Consider the following 21,621-nt stretch of genomic DNA (forward strand, 5'->3'; position numbering starts at 1 on the left):
CTCTCTCAAGACTATTTTTAACAAGGAGAGAATGGATGACGACAGAAAAATTATCACCTGGCATGCAACAGTATGTGGATATCAAAAAACAATATCCAGATGCTTTTTTGCTCTTTCGTATGGGTGATTTTTATGAGTTATTTTACGAAGATGCAGTCAATGCTGCCCAGATACTAGAAATTTCACTAACCAGTCGCAATAAGAATGCTGAAAATCCTATTCCCATGGCTGGAGTGCCTTATCACTCAGCCCAACAGTATATTGATGTCCTAGTTGAGCGTGGCTACAAGGTGGCCATCGCTGAACAGATGGAGGATCCTAAGCAGGCTGTTGGGGTTGTAAAACGTGAGGTCGTCCAGGTGATTACACCTGGGACAGTCGTCGATAGTAGTAAACCAGATAGTCAAAACAACTTTTTGGTGGCTATCGACCGTGACGGTCAGCAATTTGGCTTGGCTTATATGGATCTGGTGACGGGTGATTTTTATGTGACAGGTTTATTGGATTTTACCCTGGTCTGTGGTGAAATTCGAAATCTTAAGGCAAGAGAAGTCGTCATCGGCTATGCCTTGACTGAAGAGGAAGAACAGATTCTCAGACGTCAAATGAATTTGGTACTTTCCTATGAGCAAGAATCATTCGAAGACATCCATCTACTGGATCCACGCTTGGCACCTGTTGAACAGGCTGCCAGCAGTAAGCTTCTCCAGTATGTCCATCGGACTCAGATGAGAGAGTTGAATCACTTGAAGCTAGTTGTCCGTTATGAAATTAAGGATTTCTTGCAGATGGATTATGCAACCAAGGCTAGTTTAGATCTAGTAGAAAATGCTCGTTCTGGCAAGAAACAAGGGAGTCTTTTCTGGTTGCTAGATGAAACCAAGACTGCCATGGGGATGCGTCTCCTACGCTCTTGGATCCATCGTCCCTTGATTGATAAGGACCGTATCCTTGAACGTCAGGAAGTTGTACAGGTCTTTCTGGATTATTTCTTTGAACGTAGTGATTTGACGGAAAGCCTAAAGGGAGTCTACGATATCGAGCGTCTTGCTAGTCGTGTTTCTTTTGGGAAAAGCAATCCCAAGGACCTTTTGCAATTAGCGACTACCTTGGGAAGTGTTCCACGGATTCGAGCAATTTTAGAAGGAATGCAGCAACCAGCGCTTGCCTATCTGATTGAACAATTAGATCCTATTCCTGAATTGGAAAGTCTTATTAGCGCAGCCATTGCTCCTGAGGCTCCTCACGTGATTACCGAAGGTGGTATTATTCGAACGGGCTTTGATGAGACCTTGGACAAGTATCGTCGGGTACTGAGAGAAGGAACCAGCTGGATTGCTGAAATTGAGGCTAAGGAGCGAGAAAACTCTGGCATCAGTACGCTCAAGATCGATTACAATAAAAAGGATGGCTACTATTTCCATGTCACAAACTCGCAGCTAGGTAATGTACCAGCCCACTTTTTCCGTAAGGCTACGTTGAAAAACTCTGAGCGTTTTGGGACAGAGGAGTTGGCGCGTATCGAGGGAGAAATGCTAGAGGCGCGTGAGAAGTCAGCCAGCCTTGAATATGAAATCTTTATGCGTATCCGTGAAGAAGTTGGTAAGTATATCCAACGTCTACAAGCCCTGGCCCAAGGAATCGCTACTGTCGATGTCTTACAAGGACTAGCGGTAGTAGCAGAAAATCAACACTTGATCCGTCCAGGGTTTGGTCAGGATTCGCGAATTGACATTCAAAAAGGTCGTCACGCTGTCGTTGAGAAGGTCATGGGAGCCCAAACCTATATTCCCAATAGTATCCAAATGGGTGAAGATACTAGCATCCAGCTGATTACAGGGCCTAATATGAGCGGGAAGTCAACCTATATGCGTCAGCTAGCTATGACAGCAGTTATGGCCCAGCTGGGTTCTTATGTGCCAGCAGAAAGTGCTCACTTGCCAATCTTTGATGCAATTTTTACTCGTATCGGGGCGGCAGATGACTTGGTTTCAGGTCAGTCCACCTTTATGGTAGAGATGATGGAAGCCAATAATGCCATTGCGCATGCGACTGAGAAATCTCTCATTCTCTTTGATGAGCTAGGACGCGGAACGGCAACCTATGATGGCATGGCCTTGGCTCAGGCCATCATAGAGTACATCCATGAGCATATTGGAGCCAAGACTCTTTTTGCGACTCATTACCATGAATTGACTAGTTTGGAGACTAGTCTGGGACATCTGGTTAACGTTCACGTGGCTACGCTTGAGCAAAATGGACAGGTTACCTTCCTTCATAAGATAGAACCAGGACCAGCTGATAAATCATACGGGATTCACGTCGCTAAGATTGCAGGTTTGCCAGCAGACTTGCTGAAAAGAGCAGATGAAATTTTAACTCAATTAGAGAGTCAAGGTCAGGAAAGTCCTGCTCCAATGAAACAAATACATGCAGTCTCTGAACAAATTTCCCTATTTGACTCGGCGGAAGAAAATCCTATCCTAGCAGAATTGGCTAAAGTAGATGTGTACAATATGACACCGATGCAGGCCATGAACCTCTTGTTAGAATGGAAGCAAAAATTATAAGCAAAAACCCACTCAGTCCTATGAGTGGGTTTCTGTTGCATTATTTCTTCTGAGCCAATAATTGGTTGATGTGGGCAACCTTCTTTGATTCTCTTTTATAGAGAATCGCCCAGATGATGAGATAGACGATGGCAAACTCTGGGATGAGTTGAAGGATGAAAGTCCAGCGAAGTGGAAACCAACCTGCCAGAATTGCTAGAGGAACAAAACCTAATAGCATGAGGAAGAAGTGAGTGACAGTAGCACGAAGAAGGCTCCAGTCTTTGGCAAAGAGACGGCTACCAAAACTAAAGAGGACTCCGATAGCTGCCCAGATGATAGAACAGTAGAGCAAAACTAGAGCGCCATGTACCTGTTGTTGGATCATGAATTGGCCAATCAAAGAGTTGGGGCTAAGTGGTGCGTAGTTGCTTGGTGAAAAGATAAAAGAAAAGATAATAGATAGGATGAGGCCGATGAGGATACCAGTTGTGGCATCGTGAAATAGTTGTTTTTTCATAGTTCTAATTTCTCCTTAATAGTTTTGAGGTAACGGCGAGATGAGTAGGTGAAACTGTCATTTTTTAGATAGATTTCAATCAAGCCGTTAGAGGTTAGTTTTAGATGACTAATAGCATCGATGTTGACAATTTCCGATTGGGAAATTTGGATAAAGGAAGCAGGCAAAATGTCAACTGCTTGGTAGAGACGGATATCAAGAGTATATGTCTGCTGATCAGTCTCGGCTAAGACCTTGCGATTTTCAATATATATACGTTGAATTTTACTAATCTGAATCAAGTAGACCTGGTCTTGGAATTTTCCTTTAAGAGTTTCGTTTTGATCCAGTGATTGAACAAAGTCTTGAACTTTTTGAACTCTAGGGGACAAAGATGGTGCTTCTATGATGATTCGCTCTTCGGTGTATTGCTGATCAATATCAAGTCTGAGTTTCATAATTTCTCCTTTATAAATTTGTAATAGAGATCTCTTGCTTACAAATCTATTAAACACCATTTTTTAGACAATTACAAGAAGCTTTGTCTATGTGGTCGGTTGAAGAGTCTATCTGGCAGGTGACCGTTTTCATAGAATTTTTAGAGTAAAGAAGTCAAAAAATAAGAAGAAATATATTGACAAAAATAGAAAAAACGTGGTACAATAATAGACGGTACTTTTTACTTTTGGTCTCTCAAGAGTGTACAGGGACGTGCTGACAAATGTTGCAAAAGTACACACAGATGATAGCTGTCACCAAGTGTATCATCACCAAAAATAAAAAAACACAGGAGAATGTAGATGCCTACAATTAACCAATTGGTTCGCAAACCGCGTAAATCAAAAGTAGAAAAATCTAAATCACCAGCTTTGAACGTTGGTTACAACAGTCATAAAAAAGTTCAAACAAACGTTTCTTCACCACAAAAACGTGGTGTTGCAACTCGTGTTGGGACAATGACACCTAAAAAACCTAACTCTGCCCTTCGTAAATTTGCTCGTGTACGTTTGAGCAACCTTATCGAAGTTACTGCCTACATCCCAGGTATCGGACACAACTTGCAAGAGCACAGTGTGGTGCTTCTTCGCGGTGGACGTGTAAAAGACCTTCCAGGGGTACGTTACCATATCGTCCGTGGTGCACTTGATACTGCAGGTGTTAACGATCGTAAACAAGGCCGTTCTAAATACGGTACTAAACGTCCGAAAAAAGCATAAGGAAAGGGGATAAAGAGAAATGAGTCGTAAAAATAGAGCTCCAAAACGTGACGTATTGCCAGATCCGCTTTACAATTCACAATTAGTTACTCGTCTTATCAACCGCGTTATGCTTGACGGTAAACGTGGTACAGCTGCTTCAATCGTTTACGGTGCTTTTGAACAAATCAAAGAAGTTACTGGTAACGATGCACTTGAAGTATTTGAAACAGCTATGGAAAACATCATGCCTGTACTTGAAGTACGTGCACGTCGTGTTGGTGGTTCTAACTACCAAGTCCCAGTTGAAGTTCGTCCAGAACGTCGTACAACACTTGGACTTCGTTGGTTGGTAACAATCGCTCGCCTTCGTGGTGAACACACAATGCAAGATCGTCTTGCAAAAGAAATCTTGGATGCTGCTAACAACACTGGTGCAGCAGTTAAGAAACGTGAAGACACTCACCGTATGGCTGAAGCTAACCGTGCCTTCGCACACTTCCGTTGGTAAAATCATGATGCTAGGAACGGCAAGGATGCAAAGTGAAAATAGGAAACTGGCGCAGTATTCGACGAATACAAGGAAGTTTATCTTTTTCACACAGCATCCCGTTCCGGCTCAAATCGGCTAATTAACTTTAGCTCGAGTACAACTCAGCTTACCATTCCGCAAGTTGAAGCCAACAATAACATGAAAACATTGAGAACGGGTAGGTCCTGCCTATCCGTTTTTATTAAATCGTGTTATAATAGAATAGAAATAAAAAAATATAGGAGAAACAAACCTCATGGCACGCGAATTTTCACTTGAAAAAACTCGTAATATCGGTATCATGGCTCACGTCGATGCTGGTAAAACAACTACAACTGAGCGTATCCTTTACTACACTGGTAAAATCCACAAAATCGGTGAAACTCACGAAGGTGCGTCACAAATGGACTGGATGGAGCAAGAGCAAGAACGTGGTATCACTATCACATCTGCTGCGACAACAGCTCAATGGAACAACCACCGCGTAAACATCATCGACACACCAGGACACGTGGACTTCACAATCGAAGTACAACGTTCTCTTCGTGTATTGGACGGTGCGGTTACAGTTCTTGACTCACAATCAGGTGTTGAGCCTCAAACTGAAACAGTTTGGCGTCAAGCAACTGAGTACGGAGTTCCTCGTATCGTATTTGCAAACAAAATGGACAAAATCGGTGCTGACTTCCTTTACTCAGTAAGCACACTTCACGATCGTCTTCAAGCAAATGCACACCCAATTCAATTGCCAATCGGTGCTGAAGATGACTTCCGTGGGATCATCGACTTGATCAAGATGAAAGCTGAAATCTATACTAATGACCTTGGTACAGATATCCTTGAAGAAGACATTCCAGCTGAATACCATGACCAAGCTCAAGAGTACCGTGAAAAATTGATCGAAGCAGTTGCTGAAACTGATGAAGAATTGATGATGAAATACCTCGAAGGTGAAGAAATCACTAACGAAGAATTGAAAGCTGGTATCCGTAAAGCGACTATCAACGTTGAATTCTTCCCAGTATTGTGTGGTTCTGCCTTCAAGAACAAAGGTGTTCAATTGATGCTTGATGCGGTTATCGACTACCTTCCAAGCCCACTTGACATCCCAGCGATCAAAGGTATCAACCCAGATACAGATGAAGAAGAAACTCGTCCAGCATCTGATGAAGAGCCATTTGCAGCTCTTGCCTTCAAGATCATGACTGACCCATTCGTAGGTCGTTTGACATTCTTCCGTGTTTACTCAGGTGTTCTTCAATCAGGTTCTTACGTATTGAACACTTCTAAAGGTAAACGTGAACGTATCGGACGTATCCTTCAAATGCACGCTAACAGCCGTCAAGAAATCGACACTGTTTACTCAGGTGATATCGCTGCTGCCGTTGGTTTGAAAGACACTACAACTGGTGACTCGTTGACAGATGAAAAAGCTAAAATCATCCTTGAGTCAATCAACGTTCCAGAACCAGTTATCCAATTGATGGTTGAACCTAAATCTAAAGCAGACCAAGACAAGATGGGTATCGCCCTTCAAAAATTGGCTGAAGAAGATCCAACATTCCGCGTTGAAACAAACGTTGAAACTGGTGAAACAGTTATCTCTGGTATGGGTGAGCTTCACCTTGACGTCCTTGTTGACCGTATGCGTCGTGAGTTCAAAGTTGAAGCGAACGTAGGTGCTCCTCAAGTATCTTACCGTGAAACATTCCGCGCTTCTACTCAAGCACGTGGATTCTTCAAACGTCAGTCTGGTGGTAAAGGTCAGTTCGGTGATGTATGGATTGAATTTACTCCAAACGAAGAAGGAAAAGGATTCGAATTCGAAAACGCAATCGTCGGTGGTGTGGTTCCTCGTGAATTTATCCCAGCGGTTGAAAAAGGTTTGGTAGAATCTATGGCTAACGGTGTTCTTGCTGGTTACCCAATGGTTGACGTTAAAGCTAAGCTTTACGATGGTTCATACCACGATGTCGACTCATCTGAAACTGCCTTCAAGATCGCTGCATCTCTTGCACTTAAAGAAGCTGCTAAGACTGCACAACCAGCTATCCTTGAACCAATGATGCTTGTAACAATCACTGTTCCAGAAGAAAACCTTGGTGATGTTATGGGTCACGTAACTGCTCGTCGTGGACGTGTAGATGGTATGGAAGCACACGGTAACAGCCAAATCGTTCGTGCTTACGTTCCACTTGCTGAAATGTTTGGTTACGCAACAGTTCTTCGTTCTGCATCACAAGGACGTGGTACATTTATGATGGTATTTGACCACTACGAAGATGTACCTAAGTCAGTACAAGAAGAAATCATTAAGAAAAACAAAGGTGAAGACTAATTTGTCGTCACTAGAAAAGAAGTCACTTTGTGGCTTCTTTTTCTGTTTGGTAGAAATAGGAAAAAGTACCTCAAATATGGTAAAATAGAAGGAGTATATTGTGAGGAAAATGGATGTCAACCACTTTTGAAATTTTAATGAATCAGTTGGGAATACCCGCTGCAATGAGAAATCATGAGGCCTTCTCTCAGGCTGAAATAGAACAAGTTATTGTTCATAAACGAAGCAAAGTTTGGGAGTTTCGTTTTGTTTTTGAAAATATCTTGCCTTTTGAACTTTTTCTAGAGTTGAAAAGGGGCTTGAAAGAAGAATTCTCGAAAACAGGAAATCAGGCTAGTTTTGAGATAAAAACGAGAAATCAGGAATTTTCTAGAGAACTTTTACAAGTCTACTATCGAGAGGCTTTTTCGGAAGGTCCTTGTGCTAGTCAAGGTTTTCGTTCTATTTATCAGAATTTTCAGGTTCGATTTGAAAATGATCAGTTGATTATTGAGGCCTCTGAAGCAGCAGATACAGAGCATTTTAGAAAAAACCATTTGCCAAATCTTAGCAAACAACTTGAGCTCTTTGGTTTTCCTAAGTTTACATGCCATTTAGAGAAAAATGAAGATTTAACAAAGGAAGAGCAGGAAGCTTTCCATTCTGAAAATCAAATGATTATCCAAGCAGCCAATGAAGAAACTCTTCGGGCTATGGAACAGTTAGAACAGATGGCACCGCCTCCTCCAGTTGAGGACAAACCTGTCTTTGATTTTCAAGCCAAGAAGGCAGCTGCAAAACCTAAACTTGACAAGGCGGAGATTACTCCAATGATCGAGGTCGATACCGAGGAAAATCGTCTGGTTTTTGAAGGTGTTGTCTTTGATGTTGAGCAAAAGGTGACTAGAACGGGGCGTGTCTTGATTAATTTCAAGATGACGGACTATACATCTAGCTTCTCCATGCAAAAATGGGTTAAAAATGAAGAAGAAGCTCAGAAATTTGACATGATCAAGAAAAATTCTTGGCTCCGTGTTCGAGGAAATGTCGAGGTCAATAATTTTACACGAGATTTGACCATGAATGTGCAAGATGTGCAGGAAGTTGTTCACTATGAACGTAAGGACTTGATGCCAGAAGGTGAGCGTCGCGTTGAGTTTCATGCCCATACCAACATGTCGACCATGGATGCACTTCCTGAGGTCGAGGAAATCGTTGGAACAGCAGCGAAATGGGGCCACAAAGCAGTGGCAATCACAGACCACGGCAATGTGCAGTCATTCCCTCATGGTTATAAGGCAGCTAAGAAAGCTGGTATCCAGCTGATCTATGGGATGGAAGCCAATATCGTTGAAGACCGTGTCCCTATCGTCTATAACGAAGTGGAGATGGACTTGTCAGAAGCGACCTATGTGGTCTTTGACGTAGAAACGACAGGTCTATCTGCTATCTATAATGACTTGATTCAGGTGGCGGCTTCCAAGATGTATAAGGGCAATATCATCGCTGAGTTTGATGAATTTATCAATCCAGGGCATCCCTTGTCAGCTTTTACTACTGAGTTGACTGGAATTACGGATGACCATGTAAAAAATGCTAAACCCTTGGTTCAAGTTCTGAAAGAATTCCAAGAATTTTGTAAGGATACCGTTCTTGTCGCCCATAATGCAAGCTTTGACGTTGGTTTTATGAATGCCAATTATGAACGTCATGGTCTTCCAAAAATAACTCAGCCTGTCATCGATACGCTAGAGTTCGCTAGAAATCTTTATCCAGAGTACAAGCGACATGGTTTGGGACCCTTGACCAAACGTTTTGGTGTAGCTCTAGAACACCACCACATGGCCAACTATGATGCGGAAGCAACTGGCCGTCTTCTCTTTATCTTTATCAAAGAAGTAGCAGAAAAACATGGTGTGACAGATTTGGCTAGATTGAACCTTGATTTAATCAGTCCAGATTCTTATAAAAAAGCTCGAGTCAAGCATGCGACCATCTATGTGAAAAATCAGGTGGGCTTGAAAAATATCTTTAAACTGGTTTCTCTCTCAAATACCCAGTACTTTGAAGGAGTTCCACGAATTCCACGTACGGTGCTAGATGCCCATCGAGAAGGTTTAATCTTGGGATCCGCTTGTACAGAAGGAGAAGTCTTTGATGCAGTCGTGTCACAAGGGGTAGATGCGGCAGTCGAAGTTGCTAAATACTATGACTTTATCGAGGTCATGCCTCCTGCTATCTATGCACCTCTGATTGCCAAAGAGCAGGTCAAGGATATGGAGGAGCTCCACACTATCATCAAGAGCTTGATTGAGGTCGGATACCGTCTTGGTAAGCCAGTTCTTGCGACAGGAAATGTCCACTATATCGAACCTGAGGATGAAATTTATCGCGAAATCATCGTCCGCAGTCTAGGTCAGGGAGCCATGATTAACCGAACGATCGGTCATGGAGAAGCTGCCCAACCAGCTCCGCTACCCAAGGCACATTTTAGAACGACCAATGAAATGTTGGACGAATTTGCCTTTCTAGGAGAAGACTTGGCTCGTAAGATTGTCATTGAAAATACCAATGCCTTGGCAGAGATCTTTGAGCCTGTCGAGGTCGTTAAAGGAGACTTGTATACACCTTTCATTGACAAGGCTGAGGAAACGGTCGCCGAATTGACCTACAAGAAAGCTTTTGAGATTTATGGAAATCCACTGCCAGATATCGTTGATTTACGAATTGAAAAGGAATTAACTTCTATCCTGGGGAATGGATTTGCTGTGATTTATCTGGCCTCGCAGATGCTAGTGCATCGTTCAAACGAACGAGGCTACTTGGTTGGTTCCCGTGGGTCTGTCGGATCTAGTTTCGTTGCGACTATGATTGGAATTACCGAGGTCAATCCTCTCTCTCCTCACTATGTCTGTGGTCAGTGTCAGTACAGTGAATTTATCACGGATGGTTCCTACGGTTCAGGCTTTGATATGCCAGATAAAGAATGTCCAAACTGTGGCCACAAGCTCAGCAAGAATGGACAGGATATTCCTTTCGAGACCTTCCTTGGTTTTGATGGGGATAAGGTACCTGATATTGATTTGAACTTCTCAGGTGAAGACCAACCGAGCGCCCACTTGGATGTTCGTGATATCTTTGGGGAAGAATATGCCTTCCGTGCAGGAACGGTTGGTACGGTGGCTGCTAAGACCGCCTATGGATTTGTCAAGGGTTACGAGCGTGACTATGGCAAATTCTACCGAGAAGCTGAAGTAGAGCGCCTTGCCCAAGGGGCTGCCGGTGTCAAACGGACGACTGGTCAGCACCCAGGAGGAATCGTTGTTATCCCTAATTATATGGATGTCTATGACTTTACTCCAGTACAGTATCCTGCAGATGATGTCACTGCTGAATGGCAGACTACTCACTTTAACTTCCACGATATTGATGAGAACGTCCTCAAGCTCGATGTCCTAGGACATGATGATCCGACTATGATTCGGAAATTGCAGGACTTGTCTGGGATTGACCCTAATGAAATCCCTATGGATGATGAAGGCGTGATGGCCCTCTTTTCTGGGACGGATGTGCTAGGTGTGACTCCTGAACAAATCGGGACGCCGACGGGTATGCTGGGGATTCCAGAATTTGGAACCAACTTTGTTCGAGGGATGGTTGATGAAACTCATCCGACGACCTTTGCGGAGTTGCTTCAGCTTTCTGGTTTGTCTCACGGGACAGACGTTTGGTTAGGAAATGCTCAGGACTTGATTAAGGCAGGGATTGCGGACCTTTCAACCGTTATCGGATGTCGGGATGACATCATGGTTTACCTCATGCACGCTGGTCTAGATCCAAAGATGGCCTTTACCATCATGGAGCGAGTGCGTAAGGGCTTGTGGCTTAAAATCTCAGAAGAAGAGCGCAATGGTTATATCGAAGCCATGAAGGCCAATAATGTGCCTGAGTGGTATATCGAATCTTGTGGAAAAATCAAGTACATGTTCCCTAAAGCCCATGCGGCAGCCTACGTTATGATGGCCTTGCGTGTAGCCTACTTCAAGGTTCACCATCCGATTTATTATTACTGTGCTTACTTTTCCATCCGTGCCAAGGCCTTTGACATTAAGACCATGGGGGCAGGCTTGGATGCGATTAAACGCAAGATGCAAGAAATTGCTGAAAAGCGTAAGAACAATGAAGCTTCCAACGTAGAAATTGACCTCTACACAACGCTTGAAATCGTCAATGAAATGTGGGAACGTGGTTTCAAATTTGGGAAACTAGACCTCTATCGCAGTGATGCGACTGAATTCATCATCGACGGAGATACCCTCATCCCACCGTTTGTCGCTATGGATGGACTAGGAGAGAACGTTGCCAAGCAACTGGTTCGTGCCCGTCAAGAGGGAGAATTCCTCTCTAAAACTGAACTCCGCAAACGTGGTGGACTCTCATCAACCTTGGTTGAAAAGATGGATGAAATGGGAATTCTCGGCAATATGCCAGAGGATAATCAGTTGAGTTTGTTTGATGATTTGTTTTAAGAGTTTGAAATGTCTTGTGTAGGTTTGAGGTTGTATCATGATGGAAAAGAAAAAAAGAGCAACACCCTGGAAACCAGGGAAAGTTATTTCCATACGTTTGCGAAATGGCGTTTACGTATTAGCACAAATGGTGCGTGATCCCTATCTGGTATTTTTCAACCATTTTAACGAGGAAAATAATTGGAAGGGAGTGACCTTGAAAGAGGAAGATATCCTCTTTTGTAAGGCTGTTACTCGCCAGTTTCTACGCTATAGTCCTGTAACGATTGTTAAAGAAGTGAACCCCCTGTTAGATTATGAACTGCCTAAAGAATGGATTTATAGCCATATTGGAGGGCATCCTATTACTGTTTCGGTAAAGGGAAGTGAGCGCCAACTTGCTGGTTTTGGTAGACGTTGTTCTTTGGTTCTGGCGAATAAGGACAGTGGACAACCAGAAGATAATCCACTTATGGGACTTTTCCAAGCTTATATCATACCAGATATCAAAGAACAAGATTGGGATCGGGTAGGTCAGGCTGAACATATGTCTATTGAAGTATTTCCAACACTCAACGAACGTCTCTATCTTTGCTTTCTTTATGGGAAAAATATAAATCCAGAACAAGATATCTCTTTAGGAAAGCCTCTACCTGATGACTATGAAACCTATATAGATATCCTCACAAATAGTCCAGAGGCACGACGCCTCTACCTAGGAGAGCATGAAGAATAAGAAAGGACATTTCATGAAACTAAGAATTTTTGCGGAAGACAAGCCAGCTGAGAAGGTATTTGAGTACCAATTGGAACTTGCTGATCAGACAATTCTTCTATCGACAGTACTCTTGTCAGGTGCTATTGCTTTAGCAGGATTATTTTCTGCTTTGAAAGAAAAATAAAAATAGAAAAGAGAAACAAGATGGTTTTACCAAATTTTAAAGAAAATCTAGAAAAATACGCTAAGCTTTTGGTTGCAAACGGAGTGAACGTGCAACCTGGTCACACCTTGGCTCTCTCCATCGATGTGGAGCAACGTGAGTTGGCTCACTTAATTGTCAAAGAAGCCTATGCACTTGGAGCGCACGAAGTTATCGTTCAATGGGCAGATGACTTTGTAAACCGTGAAAAATTCCTTCACGCGCCGATGGAGCGTTTGGACAATGTTCCAGAATACAAGATTGCTGAGATGAACTACCTTCTTGAAAACAAAGCAAGTCGTCTCGGTGTTCGTTCTTCTGATCCAGGTGCCTTGAACGGAGTGGATGCGGAAAAGCTCTCAGCTTCTGCAAAAGCTATGGGAATTGCCATGAAGCCAATGCGTATCGCAACTCAATCCAACAAGGTTAGCTGGACTGTGGCGGCCGCTGCTGGACTTGAGTGGGCTAAGAAGGTCTTTCCTAATGCTGCAAGCGATGAAGAAGCAGTTGATCTCCTTTGGGACCAAATTTTCAAAACTTGCCGTGTCTACGAAGCAGATCCTGTTAAGGCCTGGGAAGAACACGCTGCCATTCTTAAGAGTAAGGCAGATATGCTCAACAAAGAGCAATTCTCAGCCCTTCACTACACTGCTCCTGGAACTGATTTGACACTTGGCTTGCCTAAGAACCACGTTTGGGAATCTGCCGGAGCCATCAATGCTCAAGGTGAAGGATTCTTGCCAAATATGCCAACAGAAGAAGTCTTTACAGCTCCTGACTTCCGTCGCGCAGATGGTTATGTCACTTCTACAAAACCTCTTAGCTACAATGGGAATATCATCGAAGGCATCAAAGTGACCTTTGAAAATGGTCAAATCGTTGATATCACTGCTGAAAAAGGTGATCAAGTTATGAAGGACCTTGTCTTTAAGAATGCTGGTGCGCGTGCCTTGGGTGAGTGTGCCTTGGTACCAGATCCAAGTCCAATTTCTCAGTCAGGGATTACCTTCTTTAACACCCTTTTCGATGAAAATGCTTCTAACCACTTGGCTATAGGTGCAGCTTACGCAACTAGCGTTGTTGGTGGAGCAGAGATGAGCGAAGAAGAGCTGGAAGCTGCAGGACTTAACCGTTCTGATGTTCACGTTGACTTTATGATTGGTTCGAGTCAAATGGATATCGATGGTATCCGTGAGGATGGAACACGCGTACCACTCTTCCGCAATGGAGATTGGGCAATTTAAGGAGAAACTATGATTGGAAGTATGTTTGTCGGGCTTTTAATCGGACTACTAGCAGGAGCTATCACCAATCGTGGCGAACGAATGGGCTGCTTCGGGAAAATGTTTCTTGGTTGGATTGGTGCCTTTTTAGGACAATTAATCTTTGGTTCTTGGGGACCAAGCCTAAGCGGTACAGCCATTATTCCATCAGTTCTCGGGGCTATGATTTTGCTAGCCATTTTCTGGGAAAGAGGAAGCTAAGTTTCGATTAAAAAGCTTGTATAATAATAAAGATTAAAGGAGGTTGGAATTGTTTCAACCTCTTTTTAAAGTGCTAGATAAGGTCATTTGAAAGCACTCATCTAAGCTTTGCCACAGAGCTTTCAGTGACTGGTTCTTTTTATATTGCCTCAAGTATGGTACAATAAAAGCATGAGAATTCAACAATTACACTATATTATCAAAATTGTAGAGACTGGTTCGATGAATGAAGCTGCCAAGCAACTTTTCATTACTCAGCCTAGTCTGTCAAATGCAGTTCGTGACCTAGAAAATGAGATGGGAATTGAGATTTTTATCCGAAATCCTAAAGGAATCACCCTCACACGTGATGGGATGGAATTTCTATCCTATGCCCGTCAGGTTGTCGAGCAAACGCAACTTCTAGAAGAACGCTATAAGAACCCAATCGCTCATCGCGAGCTTTTTAGTGTGTCTTCGCAGCACTATGCTTTTGTGGTCAATGCCTTTGTTTCCTTGCTTAAGAAAAGCGATATGGAAAAGTACGAGCTTTTTTTGCGTGAAACCAGAACCTGGGAAATCATTGATGACGTCAAGAACTTCCGCAGTGAAGTCGGAGTCCTCTTTTTAAATAGCTATAACCGAGATGTTCTTTCGAAGATGTTGGATGACAATCATCTGGTTGCCCATCATCTCTTTACAGCACAACCCCATATCTTTGTCAGCAAGACCAACCCTCTTGCTAAAAGAGACAAGGTGCAGTTGGCAGATCTAGAAGACTTCCCATACTTGAGCTATGACCAAGGAACCCATAATTCCTTCTATTTCTCAGAAGAGATTTTGTCACAGGAACACCACAAGAAATCCATCGTGGTTAGTGACCGTGCGACCTTGTTCAATCTCTTGATTGGTTTGGACGGTTATACCATCGCGACAGGTATCCTTAACAGTAATCTTAATGGAGACAATATTGTTTCGATTCCGCTTGATATTGATGATCCTATTGAATTGGTTTATATCCAGCATGAGAAAACAAGCTTGTCTAAGATGGGTGAACGTTTCATCGAGTATTTGCTTGAAGAAGTTCGTTTTGATAGCTAATCATAAGTACATTAGAAAAGAAAAGGAAATATGACACCAATGAATACCAATGATTTTGATTTTCACTTGCCAGAGGAGCTAATTGCTCAAACGCCTTTGGAAAAGCGTGATGCCTCTAAGCTCTTGATGGTCAATCGCCAGACTGGAGAATTTCAAGATCGCCATTTTCACTCTATTATCGAGATGCTAGAGCCAGGTGATGCCCTAGTTATGAATGACACCCGCGTCTTGCCAGCACGACTTCATGGTCAAAAGGAAGAAACAGGTGGACACGTTGAACTCTTACTCTTGAAAAATACAGCTGGAGACGAATGGGAAGTGTTGGCGAAACCAGCCAAACGTCTCAAGGTTGGTGCCCGAGTTGTCTTTGGTGATGGTCGCCTCAGCGCAATCGTGACCGAGGAATTAACCCATGGCGGTCGTATTGTCCGTTTTGAGTATGAGGGGATTTTCCTAGAAGTGCTTGAAAGTCTGGGAGAAATGCCGCTGCCTCCTTATATCCACGAAAAGTTGGATGACCGTGAACGGTACCAGACAGTCTATGCCAAGGAAAGTGGCTCAGCCGCTGCCCCAACTGCAGGCCTACATTTTACCAAGGAATTACTAGAAGAGATCCAGCAAAAAGGGGTTCACCTAGTTTACTTGACCTTGCATGTTGGACTTGGAACCTTTAGACCTGTTTCAGTCGACAATCTAGATGAGCACGAGATGCACTCAGAGTTTTACCAATTGTCTGAGGAAGCTGCTGCGACCTTGCGTCAGGTCAAGGAAAATGGTGGTCGTGTCATTGCCGTGGGGACAACCTCAATCCGTACGCTAGAAACCATCGGAAGCAAGTTTGACGGTCAGATCCAAGCAGACTCTGGCTGGACCAATATCTTTATCAAGCCTGGCTATGATTGGAAAGTGGTGGATGCTTTTTCTACTAATTTCCATTTGCCGAAGTCTACCTTGGTCATGCTCGTTTCTGCCTTTGCAGGCCGTGAATTGGTCCTCGAAGCCTACCAGCATGCTATCGGCCAAAAATACCGATTCTTTAGCTTTGGCGATGCCATGTTTATCTATTAAAGCTTTTGAAAAATCAAAGAAGATATAAAGAGAGACTGATTCATTCTTGGATCAGTTTTTTGCTTGATCTTACACAAAGTTACCAAAATAACTATTGAATTATAGACAAATAAATGATACACTGAAGACTAGGGCTTGGCCGTCAAAAATATATGTAATTTCGGACTAGCCATTTTAGACTCAGACTAAACTGGGTCATCATTTTAAAAGGAGATTATCATGAAAAAAACATTGAGCTACACCAGTCTTTCAGCTCTTGCCTTGTTGGCTGTGGTGACACTTGCTGCTTGTGGAGGAAAGACTGACAAGAATACTTCAGCTTCAAACCAGAAGGAAACAACAACTCAAGTAACGACAGCTTCAGCAAGTAAAACAGAAGCTGGCCAAAAAGAGGGGCAAAAGTCTGAGGCAAGTAGTGCGACAGAAGCTACAACCACTCAAGCAGAACAAAAGGAAGATAAGCAAAAATCACAAGAAGCTTACTCTAAATTTGCGGGAACTTGGGAAAACTATGCAGGAACAACAGCGACAGTTACAGCGGATGGAATTGTAACCATTCAAAGTTCAAAAGGGACCTTCCAATATGAAATGGGCCAAGTAGAGGAAAAAGATGGCTACTACTCAACAGGAATCCATCTTGTCGATGGTGGAGAAGGTGCACGCCTTATCTTTACACCAGCAGGTGTAGCAAATGAATTGACTGGTACGGATGGCAGCCAAGACGTCTTGGCAATCGGCCAATCACCAAGCGACAAAGATAGTCATTTTTACCGTAATTAAGAGTGAAAAGAAGAAGTGAGGGTGGAGAGTAGCCCTTGCTTTTTTATGTTCTCGAAGCATAAATTTTAAATCATTCGAGTTTATACGACGTTTAAGTTGGATAATTAGCAAGCTCACGTTAAAGTGAAAGATAATAAGGATAATATCAAAAAAGCCCTGTTTTTAGGGCTTTCTTTACTTGCTAATATAAGAAATCAATGCCGTAGTTTTCTTTTAGATAGGTTGCCAACTCGGCTTTTTCTTCCTCTCTAAATCGACAGAGGCTAAGGGCCAGCCGCAATATCAGGACGCTTGTATCGACGATAACATTTGACTTAGAAATATCTTCTAGCTGGGTGACCTCTCTCAGGTCAAAATCTAAATAGTAAGCCTTGCTGTTGGCATGGTCAGGGTCACTGACATCCACTTCAACATACGATGCTCGCAACAATTCTTCTTTTGGGATGAAGATTTCCTTGGAAAAGAAGAGCCCGGGATAGACATAAATACCTTCAAAGGTGAACTCAAAGGAGAGTCTGCGACTAGAAAGTCTTTTGATACCTGCAATCGTTGCGTAGATAGCAGCAAAAAAGAGAATGGTTGGAACCACAGTGAGAAGACTAAGCTGGGAAAAGTCGATTAATCCATGCGCGAGAAAAAAGAAAAATTGAAAGAATACACCCACTGCAAAGACTAGATAGCCGACACCGACATATTTTGAATAATAGATTTTCATAGAAACCTCCATATATAGAATTGAACTCACAAATGTTTTTTCAGCAGACGGAGTCTAGGCCGTGCAGAGTTGAAATTCTAGGTATTCCCATCATATCCTATGGAGCAAAGTTCTGTCAACCTTTTAGCAAGTTGCGATACTTAGTTATCCTATGACCTAGCAAGTTGGTTTGTGGTATACTAGGATAAAATCATTCCAAATTTTGAGGACTTGTTTTTATAAATAGAAAGAGGTCAATATGTTTTTTCTCGGACGCCGTCGTGTCTTTATCGGCGAATGTGATGGACAGGCTGTTTATTATGACCAAAAGACAGGAGAGGCTTTAGCTGCTCCAAAGAGTAAGTTGCTCAATACTGAAAAAGCTGGTGACACGAATTCCTTTATTCCTGAATTGGTCATTCTCTTACTAGCAGGTGGACCTGCAATTTCGGGTTTCTTTTCCCTCAAGTTTATTGGTGTCTACAACTGGTTTAGTCTAGCTTGTATTTTTCTATTTTGGTTGATGCAGTTTTTCTCGTTGGTTGCTTTACTTGAACGAGCACTCTATAAAAATGTTCGCAAAGCACAGCCGAGGACAGAGAAAGTCTTTTACTATGCCGCATCTCATAATTTGTTTGTGAAAAATCAGTTTGATCCTAGACAACTGTCTGCTTTACCTTTTCGATTTGCCCGCTTTGCAGTAAATATAGTGTCCATCTATTATTTTTTGTATTTCTTGACTCTTCCTCTAAAATTTGGTCAACCGATTAATGAAAGCTATGGTTTGTGGTTGGCTGGCTTGCTATTCTTTTCAGTATTTCTTTTGTATAACCAAAACAATCCAGTTCGCTTTGTGAAGATTATGGGATTATATAGTCAAGGAAAAGTACGATTTAAGGAAGAAGTGGAACATTGAGAAACTATCTTGGGATTCTGCTAAATATCTAGAGAAAATCTTTTAGAAAAACAAAAAAGCCTTGATTTCAAGGCTTTTTCCTGTTGTTTAGATGCCCCCTGCAGGCTCTTTGAAAGAAACTTAGAAAAATCTAAAATGAAATTATTTCAAAATGGGGTAAAAGCAAAATTTCCCTCCCTACTTTCTCAATTATTCCTAATTTTAGTTCCAAAAAGCTTCAATTCATAATCTAATTATAATATGGGTAATGGGTACTATCTTATTACATTCAGATTTTTGTTCTCTTCAAAGAGTTATGTAGGCTTTATGGTTTTAAATAGGTAAAAAGTTGAATTATAGTGAGTATTGTGTCACAATAGGTAATATATAAATAATTAATGGAATGGATATAATTCTTTCCTACCTTTACAAGAAGGATTGGTTGCACCTTTTTTATCTAGCAATTATGGTTAGCTTTCAAGTTTAGCTAGTTTTTAAAAGCTCTGATTTCGACTCAATAAAACAAATTTCAGAAGTGCAAAAGACAAGATGGTGACATTGCTACAGTCAGTCGCCATGTCTTGCTGGCACAGGCTGTTTGTGCCGTCAGCTATTTACCAGTCAATTTGATCAAAGGGCTTAATTATTATTTTTGAAAGGTCTTTTATGGAAAAAATTCTTTCTTTAGGTCTGACAGGTAAGAAATTACTTGTTCAGGGTTTCTTGTTTGTTCTGCTAGGTCTTATCTTGATGGTCACGGGAACTTGGTTGCCAGTGACGGTTATTCGACTGGTTCTGTTTTTAGCTTGGATAGCAACGGTCTTAGATTTAGTATTACGTATTTTCAAAAAAAGTCAGTCAACGGACACCTTGGGAGTTGCACTGGTTAAATTGTTAGTGCTGGGATATTTGCTTGGTTCCAATCTTGCGACGGATGTGCCGATTTATGTCCTTGCTCTTGTGATTGGAGTTTATCAGATTTTTCATGCTAGTATCAACCTTGTCACCTATGTTCTCTACCGCAAAAACAAAATTCGACCTCGTTTTCGTCTCTTACTAGATGGACTCGTACTAGTTTTTCTTGGTGGGACTAGTCTTTTGTCCTCTACGGGAAATTCTGTCTTTCAACTCTTTGTTTTAGGGGCTTATTTTTGCCTTTATGGTGTGTCCAATATCCGTGACGGTTTCTTATTTGAAAAGGAAATTGGGAAAAACCATCTCAAACGTCGTGTCAGAATGAGCTTACCTATTGCCCTAGCCGCTCTCATCCCTGCAAGTACTTTAGCAAAAATCAACAAATTCATGCAGGAAAATGCTGATGAGGAAGAAGATATCCATCTTGGAATAGTGAAGTCTGGTAAGACAGCAGAGCTAGAAATTTTTGTTCATACAGCTGAGACCTCCCTGTTTTCAGCTATTGGTCATGTGGATATCTTCTATCAGGGCCGTGTTATTTCTTATGGCAACTATGATCCGTCATCTGAGACCTTATTTGGTATGGTAGGAGATGGTGTCTTATATTTCTGTGACCGTGATAAGTACATTGACTTATGTAAACGGGAGAGTCAAAAAACGCTATTTGGTTACGGAATAGATTTGACACCGGAAATGGAAGAAGCGGTTCAGGAAAAATTAGCTGAATTAAAACAACTAACGATTCCTTGGGAGCCAAGCGCAGATAAAATTAAAACGGAAGATGGTAAGGAAGACTACACCTACGCTTATAAAATCAGACATGAGACGGATGGGGAACTTTATAAATTTATCAAATCTAAGTTTAAATCCTACTTTGTCTTGTCCACAAACTGTGTGCTCTTGGCTGATACCATAGTCGGTCAAGCTGGAACAGATATCCTCTCACCCAAAGGATTTATCGCTCCAGGAACTTACCAAGCCTACCTTGATCGAGAGTTTGAAAAACCAAATAGTATAGTCGTATCTAAACATGTTTATTAAGGAGAATTTATGAACTTAGTTAAAAAATATACCCCGTTAATCCTTTTTATAGGGCTGGTTGCTCTTGTAATTCTGAATGCATCGAGCTTTATATCAGGAGCAATCTCTCTCTTTGATGTAACATCAACCTTGATTTATGGTGCTGTTATTGCTTTTGTGCTTAATGTTCCTATGAAAAAAATTGAACAGTACTTAGTTAAATTGAAGGTAAAGGCAGAGTTGCGTCGTCCGATTGCCATGGTACTTGTTTTCCTAGCTCTTATCTTAATCGTGATTGCTCTTTTGGTTTTGGTGCTGCCAACCCTAGCTCAGACTATTAGTCAGCTGGGAACAGTCCTTTCAACAGTCCTTACTCAACTTGGGAAATTGCTAGGCAGCTCGGAATTTGTAACCAAAGACATGTTGTCAACTATCGTATCAGGCATACAGGGACAATCTAGTTCTATTAGCCAAGCTTTGATAGGTTTTTTATCAGGTCTGACTAGTAATATCGGCAATATTTTTTCAAGTTTGATGAATGCCTTTTTGATTATAGTCTTCACCTTTTTATTTTTATCCAGTAAGGAACATTTGGCAGCGATGACGAGTCGACTTCTAAAAGTTTTTCTTCCAGAGAAGGTGGTGATAAAGTTGACTTACATTGGACAAGTAGCACTAGAGACTTATGACCAATTTTTGATGAGTCAGCTGATTGAAGCAGTTATCATAGGAGTTATGATAGCGGTTGGTTACAGCCTGTTTGGGATACCCTATGGAGTAATGACAGGTATATTTGCAGGAGTGCTATCGTTCATTCCTTATGTAGGGCCTATGATTGCTTGTGTTGTGGGAGCGATTTTTATCTTCACAGTGAGTCCTACTCAAGCCTTACTTTCTCTTCTTCTATATCAAGTTATACAGCTGATTGAAGGAAACCTTATTTATCCAAAAGTTGTAGGTCAGTCTATTGGTTTACCAGCTATTTTCACGCTTGCGGCTGCTAGTATTGGAGGAAATCTATTTGGCTTACTTGGAATGATATTCTTTACACCCATATTTGCTGTTATCTATCGATTGGTTAAAGAATTTGTCGTTGCAAAGGAAAATCAGGTAGATTGAGAAAGACTGAATTTAATAAGATATACTAAGAAGAGAGTGAAAGAT

Annotated in this window: 18 protein-coding genes; 15 read left to right on the forward strand and 3 right to left on the reverse strand. The window is 41.9% G+C overall.

Annotated features, from left to right (window positions below; all coding sequences use genetic code 11):
• Window positions 1-35 precede the first annotated feature (35 nt).
• Window positions 36-2,570: a DNA mismatch repair protein MutS gene (mutS, locus tag AC3E7H_RS05975; protein WP_490676239.1), complete on the forward strand. Its 2,535-nt coding sequence runs from the start codon at window positions 36-38 to the stop codon at window positions 2,568-2,570.
• Window positions 2,571-2,610: 40 nt separating this feature from the next.
• Here mutS and AC3E7H_RS05980 read toward each other — a convergent pair whose 3' ends face one another.
• Both AC3E7H_RS05980 and AC3E7H_RS05985 read right to left on the reverse strand, forming a co-directional pair.
• Window positions 2,611-3,069, reverse strand: a complete 459-nt coding sequence (locus tag AC3E7H_RS05980) for a DUF3021 domain-containing protein (protein ID WP_000744349.1) — start codon at window positions 3,067-3,069, stop codon at window positions 2,611-2,613.
• The gene (locus AC3E7H_RS05985; RefSeq protein WP_000776713.1) at window positions 3,066-3,506 is read right to left on the reverse strand and encodes a LytTR family DNA-binding domain-containing protein; all 441 of its coding nucleotides are present in this window, start codon (window positions 3,504-3,506) and stop codon (window positions 3,066-3,068) included. Before AC3E7H_RS05985 ends, AC3E7H_RS05980 begins: the two co-directional genes overlap by 4 nt.
• A 342-nt stretch (window positions 3,507-3,848) precedes the next feature.
• On the opposite strand from AC3E7H_RS05985, the gene rpsL reads away from it, so the two are divergent.
• The 11 genes from rpsL (at window position 3,849) to AC3E7H_RS06040 (ending at window position 16,933) form a co-directional block, all read left to right on the forward strand.
• Window positions 3,849-4,265, forward strand: coding sequence for a 30S ribosomal protein S12 (gene rpsL / locus AC3E7H_RS05990; RefSeq protein WP_001142333.1), 417 nt, complete (start codon window positions 3,849-3,851; stop codon window positions 4,263-4,265).
• Between the two features lie 19 nt (window positions 4,266-4,284).
• Window positions 4,285-4,755: a 30S ribosomal protein S7 gene (gene rpsG, locus AC3E7H_RS05995; protein WP_000087876.1), complete on the forward strand. Its 471-nt coding sequence runs from the start codon at window positions 4,285-4,287 to the stop codon at window positions 4,753-4,755.
• Window positions 4,756-5,032: 277 nt separating this feature from the next.
• On the forward strand, window positions 5,033-7,114 hold the full coding sequence (fusA, locus tag AC3E7H_RS06000; protein WP_490676240.1) for an elongation factor G: 2,082 nt from the start codon (window positions 5,033-5,035) through the stop codon (window positions 7,112-7,114).
• A gap of 113 nt (window positions 7,115-7,227) precedes the next feature.
• On the forward strand, window positions 7,228-11,622 hold the full coding sequence (locus AC3E7H_RS06005; protein ID WP_075228760.1) for a PolC-type DNA polymerase III: 4,395 nt from the start codon (window positions 7,228-7,230) through the stop codon (window positions 11,620-11,622).
• A gap of 37 nt (window positions 11,623-11,659) precedes the next feature.
• Window positions 11,660-12,337: a hypothetical protein gene (locus AC3E7H_RS06010; RefSeq protein ID WP_490676241.1), complete on the forward strand. Its 678-nt coding sequence runs from the start codon at window positions 11,660-11,662 to the stop codon at window positions 12,335-12,337.
• Window positions 12,327-12,503, forward strand: a complete 177-nt coding sequence (locus AC3E7H_RS06015; protein ID WP_490676247.1) for a hypothetical protein — start codon at window positions 12,327-12,329, stop codon at window positions 12,501-12,503. Before AC3E7H_RS06010 ends, AC3E7H_RS06015 begins: the two co-directional genes overlap by 11 nt.
• Window positions 12,504-12,523: 20 nt before the next feature.
• Entirely contained in the window at window positions 12,524-13,765 is a 1,242-nt protein-coding gene (locus AC3E7H_RS06020) for an aminopeptidase (RefSeq protein WP_490676242.1), read from the forward strand.
• A 9-nt stretch (window positions 13,766-13,774) separates the two neighbouring features.
• A complete protein-coding gene (locus AC3E7H_RS06025) occupies window positions 13,775-14,005 on the forward strand; it encodes a GlsB/YeaQ/YmgE family stress response membrane protein (protein WP_049504434.1) in 231 nt (76 codons plus the stop codon).
• 171 nt (window positions 14,006-14,176) lie between these two features.
• Window positions 14,177-15,085 carry a LysR family transcriptional regulator gene (locus AC3E7H_RS06030; RefSeq protein ID WP_049504432.1) on the forward strand — a complete coding sequence of 303 codons (909 nt, stop codon included), beginning with the start codon at window positions 14,177-14,179 and terminating at the stop codon, window positions 15,083-15,085.
• 39 nt (window positions 15,086-15,124) lie between these two features.
• Window positions 15,125-16,153 (forward strand): tRNA preQ1(34) S-adenosylmethionine ribosyltransferase-isomerase QueA, encoded by a 1,029-nt coding sequence (queA, locus tag AC3E7H_RS06035; protein ID WP_490676243.1) that lies wholly within the window; start codon window positions 15,125-15,127, stop codon window positions 16,151-16,153.
• 219 nt (window positions 16,154-16,372) lie between these two features.
• Window positions 16,373-16,933, forward strand: coding sequence for a DUF6287 domain-containing protein (locus tag AC3E7H_RS06040; protein WP_490676244.1), 561 nt, complete (start codon window positions 16,373-16,375; stop codon window positions 16,931-16,933).
• Window positions 16,934-17,114: 181 nt separating this feature from the next.
• Here the strand turns inward: AC3E7H_RS06040 and AC3E7H_RS06045 are convergent, their stop codons facing one another.
• Window positions 17,115-17,648: a hypothetical protein gene (locus AC3E7H_RS06045; RefSeq protein WP_060955215.1), complete on the reverse strand. Its 534-nt coding sequence runs from the start codon at window positions 17,646-17,648 to the stop codon at window positions 17,115-17,117.
• A gap of 238 nt (window positions 17,649-17,886) precedes the next feature.
• Between AC3E7H_RS06045 and AC3E7H_RS06050 the strand changes: the two genes are divergently transcribed.
• The 3 genes from AC3E7H_RS06050 (at window position 17,887) to AC3E7H_RS06060 (ending at window position 21,576) form a co-directional block, all read left to right on the forward strand.
• On the forward strand, window positions 17,887-18,543 hold the full coding sequence (locus tag AC3E7H_RS06050; protein WP_075228753.1) for a hypothetical protein: 657 nt from the start codon (window positions 17,887-17,889) through the stop codon (window positions 18,541-18,543).
• Window positions 18,544-19,188: 645 nt separating this feature from the next.
• Entirely contained in the window at window positions 19,189-20,478 is a 1,290-nt protein-coding gene (locus AC3E7H_RS06055) for a DUF308 domain-containing protein (RefSeq protein WP_490676245.1), read from the forward strand.
• 9 nt (window positions 20,479-20,487) lie between these two features.
• Window positions 20,488-21,576: an AI-2E family transporter gene (locus AC3E7H_RS06060; protein WP_490676246.1), complete on the forward strand. Its 1,089-nt coding sequence runs from the start codon at window positions 20,488-20,490 to the stop codon at window positions 21,574-21,576.
• The last annotated feature ends 45 nt before the right edge of the window (window positions 21,577-21,621 follow it).

The sequence above is a fragment of the Streptococcus sp. SCPM-O-B-15304 (M98) genome (assembly GCF_058200215.1).